Here is a 23,429-nt window from a genome sequence, read left to right on the forward strand (position 1 = left end):
GCAAGCAGGGCTCCATGACCAGTCTTGAACTCCGGCAGATACAAAAGAATTATGGCAGCTACCACGCGCTGCGCGGCATCGATCTCAGCGTCGAACAGGGCGAGTTCATTGTCACCGTCGGGCCGTCCGGCTGTGGCAAGTCAACGCTGTTGAAGATCATCGCCGGGCTTGAAACCGTCTCGACCGGTGAAATTCTCATCAACGGCCGTGATGTCACCACCACCGAGCCGGGTGAGCGCGGCATTGCCATGGTCTTCCAGTCCTATGCGCTTTACCCGCATATGACGGTCGCCGAGAACATGGGTTTCGGCCTGCGCATGGCGCATCGCCCCAAGGCCGAGATCGATGCCGCCGTGCTGCGAGCCGCCAAGATCCTTCGCATTACCGACCAGCTCGACAAGCGGCCGAAACAGCTTTCCGGCGGCCAGCGTCAGCGTGTGGCGATCGGCCGTGCCATAACCCGCTCGCCCGACGTGTTCCTGTTCGACGAACCGCTATCCAACCTTGACGCAGCGCTGCGCACGCAGATGCGCGTCGAGCTTTCCGATCTGCACGCCAGGCTCGGCGCCACCATGGTCTATGTCACGCACGACCAGACCGAGGCGATGACAATGGCGAGCCGTATCGTCGTGCTCAATCGCGGCTCGGTCGAGCAGGTGGGCGCTCCGCTCGAACTTTATCGCAATCCGGCCAACCTTTTCGTCGCGGGCTTCCTCGGCGCACCCCGGATGAATTTTTTCGAAGTGACCGTCGCCGCCGTCTCCGGCGGCGCCGCCACGCTGTCGACCGCCGGTCTTTCTCCTTTGACTGTCGAACTGACGGAAGCGGCATCCGTACAGGTCGGCGATAGGGTGACGATGGGGATTCGGCCGGAGAGCATCAGCTTGGCCGCGGAAGGGACAGCGAGTTTTGCAGGACGGGTACGGCTGGTCGAGCATCTCGGCCGCGAGACCATCCTCTATGCCGACGCCGGCCCGCTGCAATGCGTCAGTTCTGAAAGCGGCAGCGGCAACGTCACCGTCCAGATCGGCCATGCGAGCGCTGTCTCTGCCGACGCGACCGTCGGCTTAAAGGTCGAGCCGCGTGACGTCTATCTCTTTTCCTCTGTCGATGAGCGGACCATCAGTGCCCGTAAACCCACCATCACCGATTGACCTGCAGGAGTATCCTTCGTGAACAAGACTTCAAACGGCCGCGCCCTGTCGGTCTGGCGCACGATCCAGACCGACCGCTTTCTGGTCGGCGCGCCGCATTACCCCGAGCATGTGGACGAGAGTTACTGGGACAATGACGCCAGGCGCATGGCCGAGGCCGGCTTCAACGTCGCCCGCCTCGGCGAATTCGCCTGGCACATTTTCGAACCGCGTGAAGGCACCTTCGATTTCGACCTGTTCGACCGGGCAATCGAGGGGCTGGCGCGTCACGGCGTCAACACGATCTTGTGCACGCCGACCGCCACTCCGCCGCGCTGGCTGACGGCAAAACATCCGGAAATCCTGCGGCGTGATGGAAATGGCCGGTCGATGAGCCACGGCTCACGCCAGTATGCCGACACCAGCAGCCCGGTGTTTCGCGACTATAGCCGCAAGATCACCAACGCGATGGCGGACCACTACCGCGACAATGCAAATGTCATAGGTTGGCAGACCGACAACGAACTCAACACCAGCATGCCGGAATCCTATTCGCCGTCGGCATTGAAGGAATTCCAGGCTTATCTCCAGGAAACCTACAAGACGATAGACAGGCTGAACTTCGCCTGGGGTGGCGATTTCTGGGCGACGGCTTACGGCGATTTCAGCGAAATTGTCTTCCCGCTGGATTTTTCCCCGTCCTTTCCCGGTCCCGGTCACCTCCAGGACTACCACCGTTTTCTCGCCTTTTCGACAGCACGGTTCCAGCACGACCAGGTCGAGATCCTGAGAAAAGCGAATGCCAGTTGGTTCATTTTCCACAATCTCGGCGGATTGCGTGACATCGACTTTCGCGGCCAATTCTCTACCGATCTCGACTTCGTCGGCTACGACATCTATCCGTTCCTCTATGACGAGTTCTTTCGCCTAGGCAACCACGCCAAGATCCAGGCGCTGCATCTCGACATCTGCAGGGGATTTTCCGGCAACTACATAGTGCCGGAACAACAGTCGGGTTTTGGCGCCCAGCCGGGCTTCTGCACGCTGACGCCGGAGCCGGGCGAAATGCGACGCATGGCGATGTCGTCGGTTGCGCGTGGCGCCGATGGGATCATGTTCTTCCGCTGGCGTCCCGCACATTTCGGCGCCGAGATATACTGGATGGGCATCATCGATCACGATGATGTCGCTCGCCGCCGCTATGACGAAGCCAGGCAGTTCGCCACCGAGATGACGGCGCTTAAAGACAAGATCCTGGGCACCCATGTGCGGATGGATGTCGGCATCGCCGGCTCGGACTTCGACAATCAGGAAGCCCACAAGACCTTCCCCATCGGCCTGCCAAGTCCGCAGGATGATGCAATCTTGCTGCATCAGTATTGCTATGACCGCGGCATCGCCTGCGGCTTCATCCACCCGGAAGACGATCTGTCGAAGCTCAAGGTGTTCTACGTGCCGCATTGGGTGATCTGGAAGGACAGCTGGACCGAGCGGCTGCAAGTCTTTGCCGAAAATGGCGGTACCGTCATCATCGGCGCGCGCACGGGAATCCGCGACGAAAACAACCACGTCATCCGCGAGACAGCGCCGGGCCAGTCGCTGTCGAAGCTGACCGGCGTTCGCGTCGAGGATTTCGGGCGGCTGGCGGCACCCGGGGCCAATGGCCTGTTCAATACCATGTCGCGCTCCGGCGGGCTCGTCATTCCTCCCGACAGACCGGCCGAATCCAGCCGCCGTATCCGTCGTTTCACCGTCGGAAACCACGAGTTCGATGCCGGTTATTTCTATGAGAACCTCGCAGTCGAACCGGAAGTCGAAATTGTAGGGGTTTGGTCGAACCGCTATGCGGCGGGAACGCCCGCAATTACCTCCCGCGCCGTCGGCAAGGGCCGTGTGCTCTATGTCGGCACTTATCTAACCCCGGAGCTGACAGCTCAACTCGCTACGCGCACTTTCGTGGATGCGAATGTGGAGCCTCTGGTTCCGGATCTGCCGGACGGCGTCGAGGTCACGATGCGCGAGAATGACGAACGCCGGCTGCTGTTCGTGCAAAACATCAAAGACACGCCCGTTGCGGTAACCGGCGTTCCCTTCGGCAGCAACCTGCTCGATAGCGAAGGACCTGTCTCCGGAGTGTTGACGCTGGACGGCTATGGCTGCGCTGTCCTCGAATTGATCTGAGCATTGTCGCGGACGTTAGCCATACGAAACCTGAGTACTCTTTGATCCTGGAATTCGACCGCCATCGGCAGCACGCCGGCATCGATCCATATCGAACCGGCGCTTTGACGTGCGCAAGGAACGGCCGGCGAACTGCTGTTGCTCCCATTCAACGACGGCAGTTACACTACCGGCCGCGACCATCGGAGCCGATGGCGGCATCTCGTTTCATCCTTGTGAGCGCCATGAATTTCGACATTTCCGTCCGAACCGAGGCCTTCCGCAGCCGGATCGCCGATTTCGTCGAGCGCGAAATCCTGCCGCTCGAGGCTGACAAGGCTTGCTATGACGGCCATGGCAATATTGCGCTGCCGCTGCTTGAAACGCTGCGGGGCAAGGCGAAAGCAGCCGGCCTGTGGTGCCTGCAACTGAAACCCGAGACCGGCGGGGCCGGCCTTTCCAAGGTGGATATGGCCGTCTGCTATGAAGAGATGAACCGCTCGATCTTCGGTCCGGTCGTGTTCAATTCCGCGGCCCCCGACGACGGCAACATGATGGTGCTGGAGCGACTGGGGACGCCGGAGCAGAAGCAAAGATGGCTGAAACCGATCGTCGAGGGCAAGGTGCGCTCGGCCTTTGCAATGACGGAACCGCACCCGGGCGGCGGCTCCGACCCGTCGATGATCATGACCAGAGCCGAACGGCGTGGCGACAGATATGTCGTCAAAGGCCGCAAATGGTTCATCACCGGCGCGCAAGAGGCGAGCCACTTCATTCTCATTGCGCGCACTTCGGACGATCCGCGTCACGGCCTTTCGGCCTTGCTGTTCCACAAGGACCAGCCGGGCTGGCGGATCGTGCGCCGCATCGAGATCATGGGACCGGAAGAACATGGCGGCCATTGCGAGCTGGAGTTCGACGGCCTGGAAGTCCCGGTCGAGGACGTGCTTGCCGGCGAAGGCAGCGGCCTCCGGGTTACCCAGGTCCGGCTCGGTCCGGCGCGGCTCACCCATTGCATGCGTTGGCTCGGGCTTGCCAAGCGCTGCATCGAGATCGCGCGCGCCTATGCCGCCGAGCGTAGCGGTTTCGGGCAGCTTTTGGCCGACCGTGAGAGTATCCAGCTGATGCTCGGCGACCTTGCCATGCGCATCGAGATCGGGCGGCTGCTGGTGATGAAGGCGGCCTGGGAGCTCGATCGCGGCGGCTTTGCCCGCAAGGAGGTCTCCATGGCCAAGATCCAGGTCGCCAACGTGCTGCACGACGCCGCCGACGTGGCGATCCAGATCAACGGCGCCCGCGGCTATTCGAAAGACACTGTACTCGAATGGATCTACCGCTACGCCCGCCAGGCTCGCCTGGTCGACGGCGCCGACGAGGTCCACAAGATGGTGCTCAACCGCTTTCTCAACGAGGAAGGTGCGGGCTTCTGGCGCTGGCATGTCGAAGCCGGCAGACAAGACGAAACAGGTCGCGGCGGGAACCGCTGAGCCGGCAATGAGGATGGATTTCGATGCAGTACGCCTGGAGGATTTTCTGAGAGCGCATTTTGGCGATGGCCAAATGTCGCTTGAGCGGATCGTCGGCGGCCAATCCAACCCGACCTATTTCGTCGACTATGGCGGCCGCCGCATGGTGCTGCGCAAGAAACCCCCGGGACCGATCCTGCGCGGCGCTCATGCCGTCGATCGCGAGTACCGGGTGATCGAGGCGCTAGCATCGACAAAGGTGCCGGTGCCGCGGCCGGTGCTCTATCACGACGGCGACGAGCCGCTCGGCACGCCGTTCTATCTGATGCAGCGGCTCGACGGCCGGGTGTTCCACGATGGCTCCTTGCCGGGACTGGCGCCGGACGAGCGGCGCGGCATCTATTTCGGCACGGCCGAGGCGCTGGCAAAGCTGCACGCAGTCCGGCCGGAAGAGGTCGGGCTCGGCGACTATGGCCGTACCGGGAACTATTTTGAGCGACAGATCGCGCGCTGGACCAGACAGTTGCGGGAATCGCCGAGCGAGCGCATTGCCGCGCTCGAAGCCGTCGCCGAATGGCTGCCGCGACATCTTCCGCCAGATGACGGCCGCGTCTCGATCGCGCATGGCGATTTCCGTCTCGGCAATCTCATCTTCCATCCCGAGCGGCCCGAGGTGATCGGCATTCTCGACTGGGAATTGTCGACGCTTGGTCATCCGCTTGCCGATGTCGGCTTCTGCTCGATGCCCTGGCATTCCTCATCGGACGAATATGGCGGCATCCTCGGCCTTGATCAGGCAGCCCTCGGGATTCCGACACAGCGCGAATTCCTCGATCATTACTTCGCCCACGCCGTGCCGACGGCGCCGCTGCAGCGGTTCCATCTGGTGTTTGCCATGTTCCGCTTTGCCGTGATCTTCGTCGGCATCGCCGACCGCGTGCTGGCCGGCAGCGCGGTTGCGGCCGATGCGGCGGATGTAGTCCCGCTGGCCGGCCGTTTTGCTGCACGCGCCATGGAAGTCATCGACGGCGCGCGGCCCTGGTGACGCGAGGCTGGCAGTCGGCTGAGCGAGTTGCAGCGATACGCGTTCAGTTCATGCGAACTTCCGGTTCGGCAAGCAGTGGAATCTCCAAGCCACGCCGCAAGCCGGTCGCCACGACCGACACCCTGAATTTTCCGGCGAGTGCCTTGTCGAAGATGGCGCCGACGATGATGTCGGCATCGTTGTCGACCTCCTCGCGGATGCGGGTAGCGGCTTCGTCGACCTCGAACAGCGTCATGTCCATGCCGCCCGATATCGAGACAAGGACGCCCTTGGCGCCCATCATCGAAGCTTCGTCGAGCAGCGGGTTGGCGATTGCCGCTTCCGCTGCCTTCTTGGCGCGGCCTTCTCCGGCGGCTTCGCCGGTTCCCATCATGGCGCGGCCCATGTCGCGCATCACCGACTTCACATCGGCGAAGTCGAGATTGATCAGGCCTTCCTTGACGATCAGATCGGTGATGCAGCCGACACCCGCATAGAGGACCCGGTCGGCCATGGCGAAGGCGTCGGCGAACGTGGTTCTGGCGTCGGCGATCCTGAACAGGTTCTGGTTGGGAATGACGATGACGGTATCGGCGCTTTCGCGCAGGCGCTCGATGCCCTCATCGGCAGCGTACATGCGGCGCCTGCCTTCGAAGACGAATGGCTTGGTGACGACGGCAACGGTCAGTATTCCGGCTGCCCGCGCTGCCTGCGCTATCACAGGCGCGGCACCAGTGCCGGTTCCGCCTCCCATGCCGGCGGTCACGAAGCACATGTGCGTTCCAGCAAGGTGATCCGTGATCTCGTCGATGGATTCCACGGCCGCAGCACGGCCGACCTCGGGCAGGGACCCGGCGCCGAGACCTTCGGTGATATGAGCGCCCAACTGGATCAGCCTCGTTGCCTTCGACATGGCAAGGGCCTGGGCATCGGTGTTGGCGACGATGAATTCCGCGCCCTGCAGGCCTTCGGCGATCATGTTGTTGACGGCGTTGCCGCCGCCGCCGCCGACCCCGACGACGGTGATCTTGGGCCTCATCTCCGAGATTACCGGCCTCGTCGCGGTGTTCATTGCCGTTCTCCCTGGATACGCCGAGTGGTCGCTGGAAGCTTGTCCCGGGCGCACTGCGAAAACTCTGAACCGGGCAGTGCGAATCAGGACAGCCCCAGAATGCAGGGAATCAGAGCGCGGAGCGGGCTGCAAGTGCGCGATGTGCCTCATAGGGGACTTGCGTCTGAAAGTTCACGCAATGCGCCTTGATACAGTGCAGATCGCGGCGCGGGGCGCCGCACGCTACAACTTCGGCGCGAGGCACTGCGCGACATGGTCGGCAATCGTCAGGCAGGAGGTCAGGCCGGGGCTTTCGATGCCGAACAGGTTGACCAGGCTATCCACGCCGTGCACCGCCACGTCCTGGACGACGAAGTCGGCATTGGCCTCACCGGGACCGGACAGTTTTGGCCGGATGCCGCTGTAAGCGGGTTGCAGGCTGCCATCGGCCAGGTCCGGCCAGTATTTGCGGATCTCGCTGTAGAAGCGCTCGCCACGAGCCGGGTCGACGCGATAGTCGAGTTGATCGGTCCATTCGACGTCCGGCCCGAAGCGGGCGACGCCATCAAAGTCGAGTGTCAGATGAACACCGAGCCCGCCGGGTTCGGGCACCGGATAGACCAATCGCGAGAACGGCGCCCGGCCGGCCACCGAAAAATAATTGCCCTTGGCATAATGGAGCTTTGGCACGAATTGCTGATTGAGCCCTTCAAGCGAACCGGCAAGTGCTGCGGCGCCAAGCCCGGCGGCATTGACGAAACGCGGAGTGGCGATCTCGAAGCGCTCGCCGCCGGCAGCGTCCACCGTCTCGAGCACGACGCGGCCTGCTTCGATGCGGCCGGAGGCGATGCGCGTGTTGAGACTAAGTGCCGCCCCGTGCTCCTCGGCGTCGCCCAACAGGGCGAGCATCAGGGCATGGCTGTCGATGATGCCGGTGGCGGGCGACAGCAGCGCCGCCGTGCACTTAAGGCTGGGCTCCAGCGTATGCGCCTCGGCTTCGCTCAAGCGCAACAGGTCGCCGGCGCCGCAAGCGCGTGCATTGGCCCGGATTGAGGCGAGCACCGGCTCCTGTTCGGCATTTGTGGCAACGATGAGCTTGCCGCAGCGCGCGTGCGGGATCGCCCGCTCCTCGCAATAGCGATAGAGTCTTTCCCGGCCGGCCACGCAGAACCGGGCTTTCAGCGATCCAACCGGATAATGGAGGCCGGCATGGATGACCTCGGAATTGCGCGAACTTGTCCCGGTGCCGATAGCGCTCTCGGCTTCCAGGACCAGCGTATCGATGCCGCGCTGCGCCATCTCTCGCGCGATCGCCAGGCCAACAACGCCGGCGCCGGCGACAATGCAGTCGACATGGTCCACGGTCAGGTCAAGCCGAAGTTCTGCATGCGTCCATCCATCCGCTGGCCCTGTCGAAAGCGCTTGACACTATACCGTTCGAGAAAGATGCATCAAACGGCATAATGCACGGGGACCTGCCGAGCCGGACCGGCGGCAGGACTGTTTCCGCGTGCAGCACAGGAGCCATCATGGACGCACGACCGAATTCTCCCGAAGCCCGCGACATAAGCTTTCACATGCATGGCTATACGAATGCGCGCAAGCATCAGGAATCGGGGCCGCTCATTATCGAGAAGGGCGACGGCATCTATGTCGAGGACCTCGCCGGCAACCGTTATATCGAGGCGATGGCCGGGCTTTGGAGCGTCGCGGTCGGTTTTTCGGAGAAGCGGCTGATCGATGCGGCAGTACGGCAAATGTCGAAGCTGCCTTACTATCACGATTTCGGCTCCAAATCGCATTCGCCGCTGATCGATCTTGCCGAGAGACTGGTGCAGATGGCGCCGGTGCCGATGAGCAAGGCGTATTTCACCAATTCCGGCTCCGAGGCCAACGATACGGCCATGAAGATGATCTGGTACCGGTCGAATGCGCTCGGCCAGCCGGCGCGCAAGAAGATCATCAGCCGCAAGAAGGGTTATCACGGCGTCACCATCGCCTCGGCGAGCCTGACCGGACTGCCCAACAACCACACTTCCTTTGACCTGCCGATTGCCAATGTGCTGCATACCTCGACGCCGCACCATTGGCGCGAGGCGCTGCCGGGTGAAAGCGAAGAGCTGTTTTCGACGCGGCTTGCCGACGAGCTGGAAAAGCTGATCCTCGCCGAAGGACCGGAAACCATCGCCGCCTTTTTCGGCGAACCGATCATGGGCGCCGGCGGCGTCATCGTTCCGCCGGCCGGCTACTGGGAAAAGATACAGGCGGTCCTGTCGAGATACGACATCCTGCTCGTCGCCGACGAGGTCATCTGCGGCTTTGGCCGAACCGGCGAGATGTTCGGTTCGCAGACCTTCGGCATCAGGCCGGACATCATGGTGTTGTCGAAACAGATCTCTTCGTCCTACCTGCCGATCTCGGCCCTGCTGATCAATGACAAGGTATTCGAGCCGATCGCCAACGAAAGCAATCGTATCGGCACCTTCGGCCACGGCTTCACCGGCGGCGGCCATCCCGTTGCGGCGGCGGTCGCGCTCGAGAACCTGAAGCTGATTGAGGAGCGCGACCTTGTCGGCAACGCGCGCACCGTCGGCGCGCGTTTGCAGAAGCGGCTGCGCGATCTCGCTTCGCACCCGCTTGTCGGCGAGGCGCGCGGCATCGGCCTGATTTCGGCGGTCGAACTGGTCGGCGACAAGGCGAACAAGGCGCCGTGGGGCACGGTTGGTGCCTTGGGCGGACTCGTCAACGGCTTCATGCAGCAGAACGGCGTCATCTCGCGCAATATGGGCGATGCGCTGGCTTTCTGCCCGCCGCTGATCATCACCGAGCCGCAGGTCGACCAGTTGATCGACGCGTTTGAACGGTCGCTCGAGGCTGCCGCCAAGCAGGTCCGATCGCAGAGCTGAATAGGCAAAGTCGATTTTGAAACCTGAAAACAAAAACGCCTCGGCGACGGCTGGCAGAAGGTTACCCTCCACACCCGTTGCTGCCGTTTAGTCTCCGTGCTTTGTTTTCGCAGATGAGCCGCTGAATCCTTCCAGTTCCTCGCCGATTCCTGAAAGTGCGTTGACGATCGTCGCCTCGACGTCGCCACGCTGTTTCTGGGGAATCAAGCCAAGTCCTTTTTGTATCGCTTCACGCCAATGTTTCCCCCTGTCCCACGCTTCCGAAAACGCGATGGCGAGATCGTCCTGGCGACGGGTAGCTTCCAGTGCCTCGACCAGAAGTGCTGCCTGGTGGACATCCTTTTCCCGCTTGCCCACGCCGTTTGCGTTGTTCTGTCGGCGCGAGGCAACGATCAGCTTGTGAACCGCATATCGTCCGGGCGACGGTACCACGACAGGCACTCCCGATCGATGCAGCAGCACAGTTCTGATTGGTTCGTGGATCAGGAAATCGAGAAACCGAAGAGGCTGCGCGGATGCACCGCCCAAAGACGGCATCGAGGTTGCATGATCGGCGTAGTCATCGCTGCCCGTGTTCGGTGTAAGGAACTCGACCTTGTATCGGACTGCGTTCTCGAATTGCGTCGCGTGTCCGGGATCTGATCTGTGAGGGATTTCCCTGAAGGTTGGGTCGATCTCCCTCAAGATTTCGAGGATGGGCGGCAGGCTGTCCTCGACCGCGGCCGACACGGAATGGAATAGGGCGAAGTCTGCATCGCCCGTCTGCAACGCTGCACCGGGCAGCTTCACGCCCAGATAGCCCGCGTAGGACTGAAAGGCGACTGTGCCGACCAGGACGCCGCGCAAGCGGAAGATGCCAGCCTTCCCCAGCGCCTCAACGACATCCCCGGTGAACCTTTCGGGTTCCGTCAGCCCTGCCTCGCGCACGAGCGTGGATACCAGCTTCCTGCGGGCGCGGAGGTCGTCCTTGATCTGACGGAAGGATTCGACGCGTTTTGCAATCTCGGGATCGCTGTCAGGCCCGACATACCGTCGCGTCTTCGTCGGCTGCGTTTCCTCGAAATACCAGTATACCTTGCCCTTGACGGGCACCTTGACGAGATTGCCCGTCGTAGGGAAATCCGTTTCGAAGGCTGCGTCCAAGGATCGCTGGACGAGTTCCGCATACATCGTGCGGTAAACGAGGTCGACCGTCTTCATGTCGGGCGGCTCCGGTTATAAGAAAAATGCGGTTCTCTTATAGCGGCATGACCTCAAGGGACGCAAGCGGGGGTTATAAGAAAATCGCGAAAACCTTATAACGCCGCAGGAGAGGGTCAGGAATCCTTGTTGCCGGCGTGCAGCCAAATCAGAATGGGTTTTGCTCATTCAGATAAACAAAGCCATCACGAAAACGCTGCTTGGATGTGGCGCTCGACCTCACCGCGTCCGCGAACGGCCCGAGCCTGTCATAGGCGTTTGTTGTCGACGCGCTATTTTGGCGGCCGCATCCGGAACGACCACCAGCTTGCCGACGAAATCCTTGCCGATGAAATCCGCCTGGGCGCGATGGAAATCGGACAGCTTGTAGACGCCGCCGACCAGCGGCCGGATTTTCTTGTCCTCGATGTAACGCACGATGCGGCGGAAATCCGCCCGCGTGCCCTGGCTCGAGCCATGCAGTTGCAGCTGTTTCAGATACATGGTGCGCAGATCCAGCTGCACGACCGGGCCGGCAATTGCACCAGCCGTGGTATAGCGGCCTTCCGGCCTTAGGATGCGCAGGAGGTCGTTGAAGATCGCGCCGCCGACCAGATCGGCCACCACGTCGATCGGCTGGCCCCCGGTCGCCGCGCTGACGGCGGCCGGCAGATCGGCAACGCCACGGGTGATCACGGCCTCGGCGCCGATGTCACGCACGGCCTGTTCCTTGCCCTTGCCGGCAACCGCATAGGGAATGGCGCCGCGCGCCCGCGCCAGCTGCACGATGCCCGAGCCGACGCCGCCCGAGGCGCCGGTGACCAGCACACGCTCGCCGGCCTTCAATGCGGCGCGTTCCAGCATCTGCTCGCCGGTGAGATAGGCGCAGCAGAAAGTGGCAAGCTCGACGTCGCTCAGATCGGTGTCGACGACATGGGCGTTTTCGGACGGTACTGCCTGGTATTCGGCATAGCCGCCGTCGCGGCCGTGGCCCATATAGTCGATGTCGGCGAGTGAATCGTCGTCGCGATTGTAGATGGAGAAATCGACCATCACCCGCTCGCCGATGCGGGTTGGCGACACGCCGTCGCCGATGGCAATGATGTTGCCGACCGTGTCGGTGCCCTGGATGCGCGGGAAGCTCAGCGTATTGCCCTGACGACGCCAGGTCGACACAGCGGCGGCATCCTCCTCCGTTCCATAGGCGCCCTGGCGCACCCAGACGTCGGTGTTGTTCATGCCGCAAGCGGTGACCTTGACCAGCACCTCGCCCCGGGCGGGCGAGGGCACTTTCACATCGGTGCGGTAGACGAGCTTTTCCGGTCCGCCGTGACCGATCAGCTGCACGGCGGCCATGGTGGCGGGGAGGGTCTTGGTCATGGCATTCATGTCGGTTCTTCAGATGTTGGCAAACACGCTTTTCACCGCATCGGCCGTCTTCGACACGATGATGTCGGCCTCTTCGCGGGTGAGGCAGAGCGGCGGCGCGAAACCGAGAATGTCGCCCTGCGGCATGGCGCGGCCGATGACGCCGCTTTCCGCAAGGGTGGTCGCGACCTGCGGCCCGATTTTTTGCGAGGCGTCGAAGAACACGCGGTCGTCCCGGTCGGCGACGAACTCGATTGCCGCCAGCATGCCGTCGCCGCGTACCTCGCCGACATTTTTGTGGCCACCGACGGCTTTCGTCAGCTCGGCGCGGAGATAGGCGCCGGTCTCGCCGGCGTTCCGCACCAGGTCCATCTCGTCGATCAGTTCCAGGTTGGCGACGCCGGCGGCCACGCAGATCGGATGCGCCGAATAGGTCCAGCCATGACCGAGCGAGCCGAGCTTGTCTGAACCCTGCACCAGCACCTGCCAGACCTTGTCTGAGACGATGACGCCCGACAGCGGCGCATAGGCCGAGGTCAGGCCCTTGGCGATCGTGATCAGGTCGGGCTTGATGCCGTAATGGTCGGAGCCGAACATGGTGCCCAGCCGGCCAAAGCCGGTGACGACCTCGTCAGCAACCAGCAGCACGTCGTACTTCTTCAGCACCGCCTGGATCTTTACCCAGTAGCCGGCCGGCGGCGGCACGATGCCGCCGGTGCCGAGGATCGGCTCGCCGATAAAGGCGGCAACCGTTTCCGGGCCTTCGGCGAGGATCATCTCTTCGAGCTTGTCGGCGCAATGTTGCGAGAACTGCTCCTCGCTCAGCGAGCGGTCGGCGCGGCGGAAGTAATAGGGCGCCTCTGTGTGCAGGACCGGCGCACGCGGCAGGTCGAAGGCGTTGTGGAACAGGTCGAGGCCGGTCAGCGATCCGGTCATGATGCCGGAGCCGTGATAGCCGCGCCAGCGCGAGATGATCTTCTTCTTCTCCGGCCGGCCGAGCACGTTGTTGTAGTACCAGATCAGCTTAATGTTGGTTTCGTTGGCATCGGAACCGGAGAGGCCGAAATAGACCCTCGACATGCCTTGCGGCGCGCGGTCGATGATCATCTTGGAAAGGGTGATCGATGCCTCGGTGCCGTGCCCGACATAGGCGTGGTAATAGGCGAGGTTCTTGGCCTGCGCGGCGATGGCGTCGGCTATCTTCTGGCGGCCATAGCCGACATTGACGCAGTAGAGCCCGGCGAAGGCATCGATGCTCTTGCGACCGTTATTGTCCCAGATGGTGACGCCTTCGCCACCGGCGATCACCCGCGTCGGAGATTCACCGCGTGCGTGCGTGCCCATATGGGTCGAGGGATGGAAGAAATGATCGCGATCCCAGGCGGCGAGTTCGTTGGACTGGTCGAGCATCTTTTTACTCCTGAGGAAAAGGGTCGGGCGCGGCTTACGCCACGTCCAGACAGAGGTATTTAAGATCGGTAAAGGCTTCGAGCCCGTGGCGCGAGCCCTCGCGGCCAATGCCGGACTGTTTGACGCCGCCGAAGGGGATCGGCGCGCCGGTGATCTTCACGCGGTTGATGGCGACCATGCCATAGTCGAGCGCGCGGCCCATGCGCAATTGCCGGCCGCCGTTCTCGGTGACGACATAGGCGACGAGCCCGTATTCGGTGGCGTTGGCGCGGGCGACGACTTCGTCCTCGCTATCGAAAGGCGTCACGGCCGCAACCGGACCGAAGGTCTCCTCGCGCATGATCAGGGCGTCGTCGTCAACATCGGCCAGCAGGGTCGGCTGGTAGAACAGCGGACCGGCCGGATGGCGCTTGCCGCCGGTCAGGCAACGCGCGCCTTTGGCGAGCGCATCGGCCACCTGCTCCTCGACCTTCTTGACGGCGCGTTCGTGCATCAAGGGTCCGATTTCGGTGTCGTCGGCGAGGCCATTGCCGGCCCGCAATGCCTCGACGCGTTTAGCGAAAGCAGCGCAGAAACGATCGTAAATCGGACGCTGAACATAGATGCGGTTGGCGGCGAGGCAGTCCTGGCCGGAGGTGGCGAATTTGGCGTCGACCGCAATGGCCACAGCCTTGTCGAGGTCGGCGTCGGCAAAGACGATCAGCGGCGCATGACCGCCGAGTTCCATCACCAGACGCTTCATCGTCGGCGCACTCTGAGCGGCGATCAACCTGCCGATCTCGGTCGAGCCGGTGAAGCTCATGGCGCGAACGCGCGGGTCTTCGCACATCCGCCCGACGATGATCGAAGCCCTGCCGGTGAGGACGTTGAACACGCCAGCCGGCAGGCCGGCACGTTCGCCAAGCTCGGCCAACGCCAGTGCCGACAGCGGCGTTTCCGAGGAAGGATGCGCGACGATGGTGCAGCCGGCGGCGAGGGCGGCCGCCGCCTTGCGGGTCAGCATGGCCGCGGGAAAATTCCACGGCGTGACGACGCCGACGACACCAAGCGGTTCGCGTCGCACCACCATCTCGGCATTTGGCAGATGGCTGGTGACGCTTTCGGCGTTGAGACGTTTGGCCTCCTCAGCATACCATTCGACAAAAGAGGCGGCATAGTCGATCTCGCCGCCCGATTCCTTCAGCGGCTTGCCTTGTTCTAGCGTCATCAGAAGGGCCAGGTCATTTTTGGCGGCGACGATCAGATCGAACCATTTTCGCAAGATTTTCGACCGTTCCTGCGGCAGCAATGCGCGCCAGGCAGGAAAGGCGCGCGATGCCGCATCGATCGCCAATGTGGTCTGCCGGGCATCGAGCGCGGCAACGAAAGCGACGGTGGATCCGGTGGCCGGATCGGTCACCTCGAAACTCTCCGCGGTCTCGCTCGCCGTCCAGTGGCCAGCGACATAGGCGAGTTCGCGCAGCAGCCGCCGGTCGGCGAGGCGATCAAGTGCTTCATGGCGGTGCGAGCGGGCAAAATGTGCGGACATCATCGGGCTCCCGGTTCGGGTGATGCCGCAAGACTATCTCCGCCGCACAAACAGAGAGGCTGTTTGCGTGCCTGCACGTAGAGAAATTGTCTCTATTGCCCTGCCCGGCCAGACGATCTCTCCGGTATCAGGAAGATGCCGGCAACAGGTCCGCCACCGGCAGCACACTCTCCTCCTTCACCGTCTTGGTGACGATGTAGGTGAAATAGCGGTCGATGCCGATCTCGCGCTCGAGCAGAGTGTCGACCAGCCGCTGATAGGCGTCGATGTCGCGCGCCATCACCTTCAGCAGGTAATCGACGCCGCCGCCGACAGACCAGCAGGCGACGATCTCGGGGATGTCGCGGATGACGCGCTCGAAACGGTCGAAATCGGCCTGGCGGTGGCTAGCCAGCGTCACCTCCATCAGCACGGTGGCGACCGGTGCGATGGCGCGCATGGCGATCCTGGCATGATAGCCGCAGACGATGCCGGCTTTTTCCAGCTTGCGCAGCCGCATCCAGCAAGGCGTCGGCGACAGGCCGACCTTCTCGGCCAACGCCAGCTTGGTGATGCGGCCGTCGCGCTGAATGGCGTCGAGGATTTTCAGGTCGATCGGATCGAGTTTCGCTGCAGCCATGATCGTCCACTTCTAGTGCCGGACACCATGACGGCGCATTATTTCGATTGTCAATTGCACTGATTTCGATCTCTAATAAGTCATGACATTTTGGCGACCAGATCCCGCTCTTATCCGGCGGCCGGCCTATCAATCGCTCGCCGACCAGTTCGCGCGCGCCATCCATGACGGGCGCCTGGCCAATGGCGCTCGGTTGCCGACGCACCGGCAGTTGGCTGACGATCTGCAACTTTCCGTGCAGACGGTCAGCCGCGCCTATGAGGAGCTGATCCGCCGCGGGCTGGTGTCCGGCGAGGTCGGCCGCGGCAGCTTCGTGCAGACACAGCGCCGCGAGCCGGAGCCGCCCTATCTGCCGGAGCGGCTGGGCGAGGTCATCGATCTCTCCATCCTGAAGCCGGTCTGCGAACCGATGCATCTGGAGCGGCTGAGGCAGGCGCTGGGCTGGCTCGCCGAAAACCTGCCGTCGAGCTCGGCACTGTCGTTCAGGCCGAACATGGTGTTCCCGCGCCACCGCGCGGTGGGTGTCGAGTGGCTACGCCTCTGTGGCCTCGACGCGTCGCCGCAGAACATCAGCCTGACCAACGGTGCCACCGCAGGGATGACAGTGGCGCTGATGAGCGTGGCGCCGCCCGGCTCGACCGTCGCCACCGAGGCGATCGGTCACCACACGCTGATCCCGCTGGCGCGTTATCTCGGCTTCAACCTTGAGGGTTTGCCGATCGACGACAATGGGCTGATCCCGGAAGCGCTGGACGAGGCCTGCCGGCTGTCGGACATCCGCGCCGTGTTCGTGCAGCCGTCGGTGATTAACCCTACGGCCACCCTGATGGATGCCGGCCGGCGCGAACAGATTGCCGCCGTTGCGCGCAGGCATGACATCGCCATTATCGAAAACGACGTCCTCGGCCCGTTGGTCGAGGACCGGCCGCCGCCGGTAGCCGCCTTCGCGCCCGAGCGCACGCTCTACGTCACCTCCTTCACCAAGATCGTGGTGCCGGGCCTGCGCATCGGCTATCTCGCGGCGCCCGATCGTTATGTCGCCGCGGTCGCCAATCGCCATCTCGTCTCGAACTGGATGGCGACGCCGTTGGTGGCCGAGATCGCCACCAAATGGGTGACCGACGGCACCGCGATGGAACTCGTGCGATGGCAGCGCCTGGCTTTGCGGCGGCGTCTGGACATAGCCGCCGAGGTGCTTGCCGGAGTGGACTATCGCGCTCATCGCGACGGGCTGCATGTCTGGCTGCAACTGCCCGATGATCGCGGCGAGGAAAGCTTTGTTTCCCAGGCCCGCCTGCAGGGCGTGGCGATCGCGCCCGGTACGTCGTTTCGCATTTCGCAGACGCCTTGGCATCCAGCTGTGCGGATTTCGCTTGGCTCGACCACGGAGGGGGAACTGCGTGCCGGTCTCGGCGTTGTCACCAAGCTTCTGCTCGGCGATCCCGAGCATCTCCTGCTTGCGATCTAGACGGCGAATGGCGCGAAATTGTGCGGAATCCGAAATATTGTCATGATATTATTTTCTTGATTGACATGATTTGCTGCGATCCGCATCGTTAAAGGCAAGCTTCTCCAGCACGGGAAATTCATTGTCGGCTCCCATCATCAAGATCGACGGCATTTCAAAAAGCTTCGGCACCTTCAAGGTGCTGGACGGCCTCTCGATGCAAGTCATGCCCGGCGAGAAGCTGGCACTGATCGGTCCATCGGGTTCGGGCAAGACGACGATCCTGCGCATCCTGATGACGCTAGAGCGTATCGACAGCGGCCACATCCAAGTCGACGGCGAACAGTTGTACCACATGGAGCGTAACGGCCGGCTGCTGACGGCCGATGAACGGCATTTGGCAAAGATGCGCCAGAAGATCGGCATGGTCTTCCAACTGTTCAATCTGTTTCCGCACAAATGCGTCATCGACAATGTGACGCTGGCACCGATGCTGACCAAAGGCGTGCCGCGGGCCGCCGCAGAAAAGCGGGCGATGGAACTGCTCGACATGGTCGGCATGGTCGACAAGGCCAAAGCGATGCCGGCGCAGCTTTCAGGCGGCCAGAAGCAGCGCGTCGCGATTGCGCGGGCGCTGGCGCTGTCGCCGAAAATCATGCTGTTCGACGAGGTCACCTCGGCGCTCGACCCTGAGCTCGTCGACGAGGTGCTCAACGTCATGCGCAAGCTCGCCGCCGAGACCGACATGACCATGCTGCTGGTCACCCACGAGATGGGTTTCGCCCATGACTTCGCCGACCGGGTGCTGTTCTTCGATCGCGGCAGAATAGTCGAGGAGGGCAAGCCCGACGAGATTTTCCGCCATCCCAAACAGGAGCGTACGCAAGGTTTCCTGAAGAAGATCATTGCGGCCGGACATCGGGTCTGACTGCCATGCGAGGCGGCGACGCCTCAAGCAAGCCAAGAAGACAGACAAACAAGGAGTTGGGAACAATGAAGAAATTTGCCATTTTGGCCGGCGTCGCCGGTATTGCGCTGACGGCGGTGCTGGCCGCCTCGACGGCCGGCTCGGCCGACGACAGCAAGCTCGAAGAGCTCAAGGCGCAAGGCTTTGCCCGCGTCGCCATCGCCAACGAGCCGCCCTATACGGCGGTCGCTGCCGACGGCAAGGTTTCGGGTGCGGCGCCTGACGTTGCCCGTGAAATCTTCAAGCGCCTTGGCGTCAACGATATCGTCGCCTCGATCTCGGAATATGGCGCCATGATTCCCGGCCTGCAGGCCGGCCGTTTCGACGTCGTCACCGCCGGCCTGTTCATGAAGCCGGAACGTTGTGCTGCGGTCGCCTATTCGGAACCGGTGCTGTGCGACGCCGAGGCGATGCTGGTGAAGAAGGGCAACCCGAAGGGCTTCAAGAGCTACGAGGACGTCGCGAAGGACGCGAGCGCCACGATCGGCGCGCCGGGTGGCGGCACCGAAGAGAAGCTGGCGCTCACCGCAGGTGTGCCGCGCGAGCGCGTCATCGTCGTGCCGGACGGCCAGAGCGGCCTGAAGATGCTGCAGGACGGCCGCATCGATGCTTATTCGCTGCCCGTGCTGTCGATCAATGACCTGGTCAAGAAAGCCAATGATCCGAACCTCGAAGTCATCGCGCCGGTGGTCGGTGCGCCGGTCTATTGCGACGGCGCGGCCTTCAAGAAGGGCGACGAAGCGCTGCGCGACGCCTATGATGTCGAGCTGGCGAAACTGAAGAAGTCCGGCGAGTTCGCCAAGATCATCGAGCCTTACGGCTTCTCGGCGGCGGCGGCAATGTCGACGAGCCGCGACAAGCTCTGCTCGGCGAAGTAAAAAGTGCCGCTCACCCTAGCCTCTCCCCGTCAAAAACGGGGAGAGGGGGGCGCCAACGCTGGAGCTTCACCCTTCTCCCCGTCCCTATAACGGGGAGAAGGTGCCGGCAGGCGGATGAGGGGCGGCCCCGGCGTTCTGCAATGATCACCAAGCGAGGAAACGCTTAGCCCCAATGACCCAATGGTCCGGCTATTTCGGCCTGATATTGCAAGGAGCGCTTGTCACCATCGAGCTGACGCTGATGGGGTCGGTGCTGGCCTTGGTCATGGCCTTTCTTGCCGGGCTGGGGCGGCTGTCGCGGTTTTTCGTGCTACGCGCGCTGGCCACCGCCTATATCGAGTTCTTCCGCGGCACCTCGATTTTCGTGCAGCTGTTCTGGGCTTATTTCGTGCTGCCTTTTGCCGGCATTTCGTTGACGCCGCTGCAGGCCGGGGTGCTGGCGCTGGGTCTCAATGTCGGCGCCTATGCGGCGGAAGTGGTGCGTGGCGCCATCAAGTCTATCGGCCGCGAACAATATGAGGCCTGCACCGCCCTCAATCTCGGCCGCTGGCAAGCCATGCGCCATATCATCCTGCCGCAGGCGCTTCTGGTGATGCTGCCAACCTTCGGCAACAACGCCATTGAATTGCTCAAGGCCACCGCCGTCGTTTCGCTAATCTCGCTCGCCGACCTGACCTTCCAGGCGCAGGTGGTGCGCTCGCAGACCGGCAATACTCTAGTGCCGTTCAGCACCATCCTCGTCATCTATTTCGTCCTGGCGCTGCTCATCTCATGGGGCGTGCGGTCGCTGGAACGCCGCATGGCTCGTGGCCTCGACGGGGTGCGCGTATGATGGATCGGGCCTGCTAATGGAATGGGATTGGGATTTTGTCCGGCAGATCCTGCCGACGCTGATCGAGGGGGTGAAGATCACCATCCTGGCGACGCTGCTCGGCTCGGTGCTGGCGGCCATCGTTGGGCTGGGCATCGCGTTGGCGCGCCGGTCGCCGAACAGGGCTCTGTCGCGCACCGTCGGTTTCCTTGCCGAGTTCATCCGTGGCACGCCGCTGTTGGTGCAGCTCTATTTCATCTTCTACGTGCTGCCGGATTTTGGCGTCCTGTTGCCGCCGCTGGTCGCGGGCGTCATCGGTCTCGGGCTGCATTACGGCACTTACACGGCCGAGGTCTACCGCGCCGGCATCGATAATGTTCCGCGCGGCCAGTGGGAAGCGGCCAAGGCCTGCAATCTGAACGCCACCCAGACCTGGACGCACATCATCATTCCGCAGGCGATCCCGCCGATGATCCCGGCGCTTGCCAATTATTTCATCGCCATGTTCAAAGAGACGCCGCTGCTGTCGGCGATCACCGTGCTGGAACTGATGAACCAGGCCAAGAGCGTCGCCAATACCTATTATCGGTATATCGAACCGATCACCTTGGTCGGCGCCTTCTTCCTCGCCATCAGCCTGTTCTCGGTGGTGCTGCTGCGCTGGCTGGAACACCGTTATGGGCGGATCGAACGATGAGCGCTGCACCCGATATCCGCCTGCACTCGGCCCGGCCGCCGCTCGATGCGCGTCCGCTGGAAAAGCGGGTCGGCCTGATCATCCTTGCCACCGACCATACGAGCGAACCGGATTTTCACCGCATGGTGGCAAGCGACCGCATCGGCGTCTATGTCGCGCGCATCCCCTACGCCAACCCGACGACGCCGGACAATTTGCGCAAGATGCAGCCGTCGCTGACGGCGGCCGCGGCCCTGATCCTGCCCGACGAGCCGCTCGATGCGATCTGCTATTCCTGCACCTCGGCTTCCGTCGTGATCGGCGATGCCGAAATCGAGGCGGCGGTGCAGGCCGCCAAGCCCGGCGTGCCGGTGGTCACGCCGCCGATGGCCGGGGTGCGCGGCCTCAAGGCGCTGGGCGCCAAGACGATCAGCATTCTCACTCCCTATACGGTCGAGACCAGCCGGCCGATGGAGGCCTATTTCATCGAACATGGATTCGAGATCGCCGGCTTCACTTGCCTCGGCTTCGAGGACGACCGCGAGATGGCACGGATTGCGCCGAAATCCTTGGTCGATCTGGCCCGCGAAGCGACCGATATGCAAGCCGACGCGCTGTTCGTGTCCTGCACGGCGCTGCGGTCGGCGCTGGCAGTGGTCGGCATGGAAGAAGCCATCGGCCGTCCTGTCGTCACCAGCAACCAGGCGACGGCTTGGAATTGCCTGCGGCTTTGCGACGACGACGAGCCGCGCGCCGAATTCGGCCGCCTGATGACGCTGCCGTTGAACTGATTGCAGAGCCATGACCACGTCCAGGATAAGCCTCTCCGATATCCGCGCCGCGCGCGAGCGCATCGCAGGCAAGATCGAGCGTACGCCGACCGTTCCTTCCCGGAGTCTTTCCCAGCACTTGGACGCTCCTGTTTATCTCAAGCTCGAACATCGGCAGACCACCGGCGCCTTCAAGCTGCGCGGTGCCTCGAACGCTATCGCTTCGCTGACAGACGAGGAGAGGGCGCGTGGCGTCGTCGCTGCCTCGACTGGCAACCACGGCCGGGCGCTTGCCTATGCTGCTCGACTGCAAGGCATCCACGCGACGATCTGCATGTCGCGGCTGGTGCCGCAGAACAAGCTGGACGAGATCCGCCGGCTCGGCGCCGAGATCCGCATCGTCGGCAACAGCCAGGACGATGCGCAGCGGGAGGTCGAACGGCTGGTCGCGGAAGAGGGGCTGATCATGCTGCCGCCCTTCGACCATCCTGCCATTGTCGCCGGGCAAGGCACCCTCGGGCTGGAGATCATCGAACAGGTTCCGGACGCCGCCTTGGTGCTGGTGCCGCTTTCCGGCGGTGGGCTGGCGGCTGGCGTCGCTGCTGCCGTGAAGGGCGTCAGCCCGGCGACGAAGGTGATGGGCGTTTCAATGGCGCGCGGTGCGGCGATGAAGGCGAGCCTCGACGCCGGACATCCGGTTTTGGTCGAGGAACTGCCGACGCTGGCCGATTCCCTCGGCGGCGGCATAGGCCTCGACAACCGGCTGACCTTTTCCATGTGCCGCGACCTGCTCGACGATGTGATCCTGCTCAGCGAGGACGAGATCGCCGCCGGCATCCGCCATGCCTATGAGCAGGAGCGCGAGATCGTCGAAGGCGCCGGCGCGGTCGGCATCGCAGCCGTGCTTGCCGGCAAGGTCAGGGCGAGCGGCCCGACGGTGCTCGTGCTGTCCGGCCGCAACATCGATATGACACTGCACCGCAAGATCATCTGCGGCGAAGCAATTGCGGAGAGCGCAGCATGAGCCGTATGACGATCCTCACCGAAGGTGAATTGCGCAAGATCGTGAAGCTCGATCTCGATGCCGTCGCCTGCGTCGAGAACGCGTTCCGGGCGCTCGCCACCTTGCCGGTGGCGATGCCGCCGATCCTGCGGCTCGACATTCCCGAGCATCGCGGCGAGGTCGACGTCAAGACCGCCTATGTACCGGGTATCGACGGTTTTGCGATCAAGATCAGCCCCGGCTTTTTCGACAATCCGAAGCTCGGCTTGCCCAGCGTCAACGGCATGATGGTGCTGCTGTCGGCGAAAACCGGTCTGGTCGAGGCGCTGCTGCTCGACAATGGCTATCTCACCGACATCCGCACGGCGGCGGCCGGCGCGGTTGCCGCCAAGCATCTGTCGCGGCCGGGTTCCTCCGTTGCCGCGATCTTCGGCGCCGGTGTTCAGGCCGGACTGCAGCTCGAAGCGCTGATGCTGGTGCGGCCGATCACCGAGGCTCGCATCTGGGCAAGGGATGCCGCCAAGGCCGAGGCCGCGGCCGACGCATTGTCCGAAAGACTGGGCATCGCCGTTCACGCCGAGCCCGACGCGGCAAAGGCTGCGGCCGATGCCGACATCATCGTCACCACGACGCCGTCGACCGAGCCGCTGATCAAGGCCGGCTTCGTCTCCGCCGGCCAGCATATCACTGCCATGGGCTCGGATGCCGAGCACAAGAACGAGATCGCGCCGGCGATCCTGCGCATGGCCGATCTCTACGTCGCCGACAGCGCCAAGCAGACGCGGCGACTGGGCGAACTGCACCATGCCATCGCGGCGGGCGTGATGGCGGCCGATACCGACATTACCGAGCTTGGCCACATCATCGCCGGCGAAAGGCATGGCCGGCGTTCGGACAGCGACATCACAATCGCCGACCTGACCGGCACCGGCGTGCAGGACACGGCAATCGCCACGCTCGCCCGCGACCGTGCGCGTGCGGCCAAGACCGGTACGATTTTCGAAAGCTGATGCTGGCCGCAAGGCCCAACAAA

The 23,429-nt window shown here is 63.1% G+C and carries 20 protein-coding genes; 13 read left to right on the forward strand and 7 right to left on the reverse strand.

What is annotated here, in order from left to right:
* Nucleotides 1–14: 14 nt before the first annotated feature.
* From NKK47_RS10300 to NKK47_RS10315, 4 genes are all read left to right on the forward strand, one after another.
* A complete protein-coding gene (locus tag NKK47_RS10300) occupies nucleotides 15–1,154 on the forward strand; it encodes an ABC transporter ATP-binding protein (protein ID WP_352576432.1) in 1,140 nt (379 codons plus the stop codon).
* Between the two features lie 18 nt (nucleotides 1,155–1,172).
* Complete coding sequence (locus tag NKK47_RS10305) at nucleotides 1,173–3,314, forward strand: beta-galactosidase (protein WP_352576434.1); 2,142 nt, start codon at nucleotides 1,173–1,175, stop codon at nucleotides 3,312–3,314.
* A 224-nt stretch (nucleotides 3,315–3,538) separates the two neighbouring features.
* Nucleotides 3,539–4,780: an acyl-CoA dehydrogenase family protein gene (locus NKK47_RS10310; protein ID WP_352576516.1), complete on the forward strand. Its 1,242-nt coding sequence runs from the start codon at nucleotides 3,539–3,541 to the stop codon at nucleotides 4,778–4,780.
* A 7-nt stretch (nucleotides 4,781–4,787) separates the two neighbouring features.
* A complete protein-coding gene (locus NKK47_RS10315) occupies nucleotides 4,788–5,804 on the forward strand; it encodes a phosphotransferase family protein (protein ID WP_352576518.1) in 1,017 nt (338 codons plus the stop codon).
* 43 nt (nucleotides 5,805–5,847) lie between these two features.
* Here the strand turns inward: NKK47_RS10315 and ftsZ are convergent, their stop codons facing one another.
* Both ftsZ and NKK47_RS10325 read right to left on the reverse strand, forming a co-directional pair.
* The gene (gene ftsZ, locus NKK47_RS10320) at nucleotides 5,848–6,855 is read right to left on the reverse strand and encodes a cell division protein FtsZ (protein WP_352576436.1); all 1,008 of its coding nucleotides are present in this window, start codon (nucleotides 6,853–6,855) and stop codon (nucleotides 5,848–5,850) included.
* 222 nt (nucleotides 6,856–7,077) lie between these two features.
* The gene (locus NKK47_RS10325) at nucleotides 7,078–8,196 is read right to left on the reverse strand and encodes an NAD(P)/FAD-dependent oxidoreductase (protein ID WP_352576438.1); all 1,119 of its coding nucleotides are present in this window, start codon (nucleotides 8,194–8,196) and stop codon (nucleotides 7,078–7,080) included.
* A 167-nt stretch (nucleotides 8,197–8,363) separates the two neighbouring features.
* Here NKK47_RS10325 and NKK47_RS10330 point away from each other — a divergent pair, with 167 nt between their 5' ends.
* Nucleotides 8,364–9,740: an aspartate aminotransferase family protein gene (locus NKK47_RS10330; protein WP_352576440.1), complete on the forward strand. Its 1,377-nt coding sequence runs from the start codon at nucleotides 8,364–8,366 to the stop codon at nucleotides 9,738–9,740.
* An 87-nt stretch (nucleotides 9,741–9,827) separates the two neighbouring features.
* Here the strand turns inward: NKK47_RS10330 and NKK47_RS10335 are convergent, their stop codons facing one another.
* The 5 genes from NKK47_RS10335 to NKK47_RS10355 all read right to left on the reverse strand — a co-directional run bounded on the left by NKK47_RS10335 (nucleotide 9,828) and on the right by NKK47_RS10355 (nucleotide 15,844).
* Nucleotides 9,828–10,940: a nucleotidyltransferase family protein gene (locus NKK47_RS10335; RefSeq protein WP_352455374.1), complete on the reverse strand. Its 1,113-nt coding sequence runs from the start codon at nucleotides 10,938–10,940 to the stop codon at nucleotides 9,828–9,830.
* A 219-nt stretch (nucleotides 10,941–11,159) separates the two neighbouring features.
* Nucleotides 11,160–12,308 (reverse strand): alcohol dehydrogenase family protein, encoded by a 1,149-nt coding sequence (locus NKK47_RS10340; RefSeq protein WP_352576441.1) that lies wholly within the window; start codon nucleotides 12,306–12,308, stop codon nucleotides 11,160–11,162.
* Between the two features lie 9 nt (nucleotides 12,309–12,317).
* The gene (locus NKK47_RS10345) at nucleotides 12,318–13,697 is read right to left on the reverse strand and encodes an aspartate aminotransferase family protein (RefSeq protein ID WP_352576443.1); all 1,380 of its coding nucleotides are present in this window, start codon (nucleotides 13,695–13,697) and stop codon (nucleotides 12,318–12,320) included.
* Nucleotides 13,698–13,731: 34 nt separating this feature from the next.
* Entirely contained in the window at nucleotides 13,732–15,225 is a 1,494-nt protein-coding gene (locus NKK47_RS10350) for an NAD-dependent succinate-semialdehyde dehydrogenase (RefSeq protein WP_352576520.1), read from the reverse strand.
* A 127-nt stretch (nucleotides 15,226–15,352) separates the two neighbouring features.
* A complete protein-coding gene (locus NKK47_RS10355) occupies nucleotides 15,353–15,844 on the reverse strand; it encodes an Lrp/AsnC family transcriptional regulator (RefSeq protein WP_031211913.1) in 492 nt (163 codons plus the stop codon).
* An 82-nt stretch (nucleotides 15,845–15,926) separates the two neighbouring features.
* On the opposite strand from NKK47_RS10355, the gene ehuR reads away from it, so the two are divergent.
* From ehuR to NKK47_RS10395, 8 genes are all read left to right on the forward strand, one after another.
* Nucleotides 15,927–17,312 carry a MocR-like ectoine utilization transcription factor EhuR gene (gene ehuR, locus NKK47_RS10360; RefSeq protein WP_352576445.1) on the forward strand — a complete coding sequence of 462 codons (1,386 nt, stop codon included), beginning with the start codon at nucleotides 15,927–15,929 and terminating at the stop codon, nucleotides 17,310–17,312.
* A gap of 121 nt (nucleotides 17,313–17,433) precedes the next feature.
* On the forward strand, nucleotides 17,434–18,219 hold the full coding sequence (gene ehuA, locus NKK47_RS10365) for an ectoine/hydroxyectoine ABC transporter ATP-binding protein EhuA (RefSeq protein WP_023677199.1): 786 nt from the start codon (nucleotides 17,434–17,436) through the stop codon (nucleotides 18,217–18,219).
* A gap of 65 nt (nucleotides 18,220–18,284) precedes the next feature.
* Entirely contained in the window at nucleotides 18,285–19,136 is an 852-nt protein-coding gene (ehuB, locus tag NKK47_RS10370; RefSeq protein WP_023677200.1) for an ectoine/hydroxyectoine ABC transporter substrate-binding protein EhuB, read from the forward strand.
* A 172-nt stretch (nucleotides 19,137–19,308) separates the two neighbouring features.
* The gene (gene ehuC, locus NKK47_RS10375; RefSeq protein ID WP_254819481.1) at nucleotides 19,309–19,968 is read left to right on the forward strand and encodes an ectoine/hydroxyectoine ABC transporter permease subunit EhuC; all 660 of its coding nucleotides are present in this window, start codon (nucleotides 19,309–19,311) and stop codon (nucleotides 19,966–19,968) included.
* 16 nt (nucleotides 19,969–19,984) lie between these two features.
* Entirely contained in the window at nucleotides 19,985–20,644 is a 660-nt protein-coding gene (gene ehuD / locus NKK47_RS10380) for an ectoine/hydroxyectoine ABC transporter permease subunit EhuD (protein WP_352467665.1), read from the forward strand.
* Nucleotides 20,641–21,414, forward strand: coding sequence for an ectoine utilization protein EutA (gene eutA / locus NKK47_RS10385; protein WP_352576447.1), 774 nt, complete (start codon nucleotides 20,641–20,643; stop codon nucleotides 21,412–21,414). Before ehuD ends, eutA begins: the two co-directional genes overlap by 4 nt.
* A gap of 10 nt (nucleotides 21,415–21,424) precedes the next feature.
* Complete coding sequence (gene eutB / locus NKK47_RS10390) at nucleotides 21,425–22,417, forward strand: hydroxyectoine utilization dehydratase EutB (protein ID WP_352576449.1); 993 nt, start codon at nucleotides 21,425–21,427, stop codon at nucleotides 22,415–22,417.
* Nucleotides 22,414–23,406, forward strand: coding sequence for a cyclodeaminase (locus NKK47_RS10395; RefSeq protein ID WP_352576451.1), 993 nt, complete (start codon nucleotides 22,414–22,416; stop codon nucleotides 23,404–23,406). The genes eutB and NKK47_RS10395 overlap by 4 nt, the downstream gene beginning before the upstream one ends.
* The last annotated feature ends 23 nt before the right edge of the window (nucleotides 23,407–23,429 follow it).

This window comes from Mesorhizobium sp. M0019, from assembly GCF_040323975.1.
In the GTDB taxonomy this organism is placed as follows: Bacteria; Pseudomonadota; Alphaproteobacteria; order Rhizobiales; family Rhizobiaceae; genus Mesorhizobium.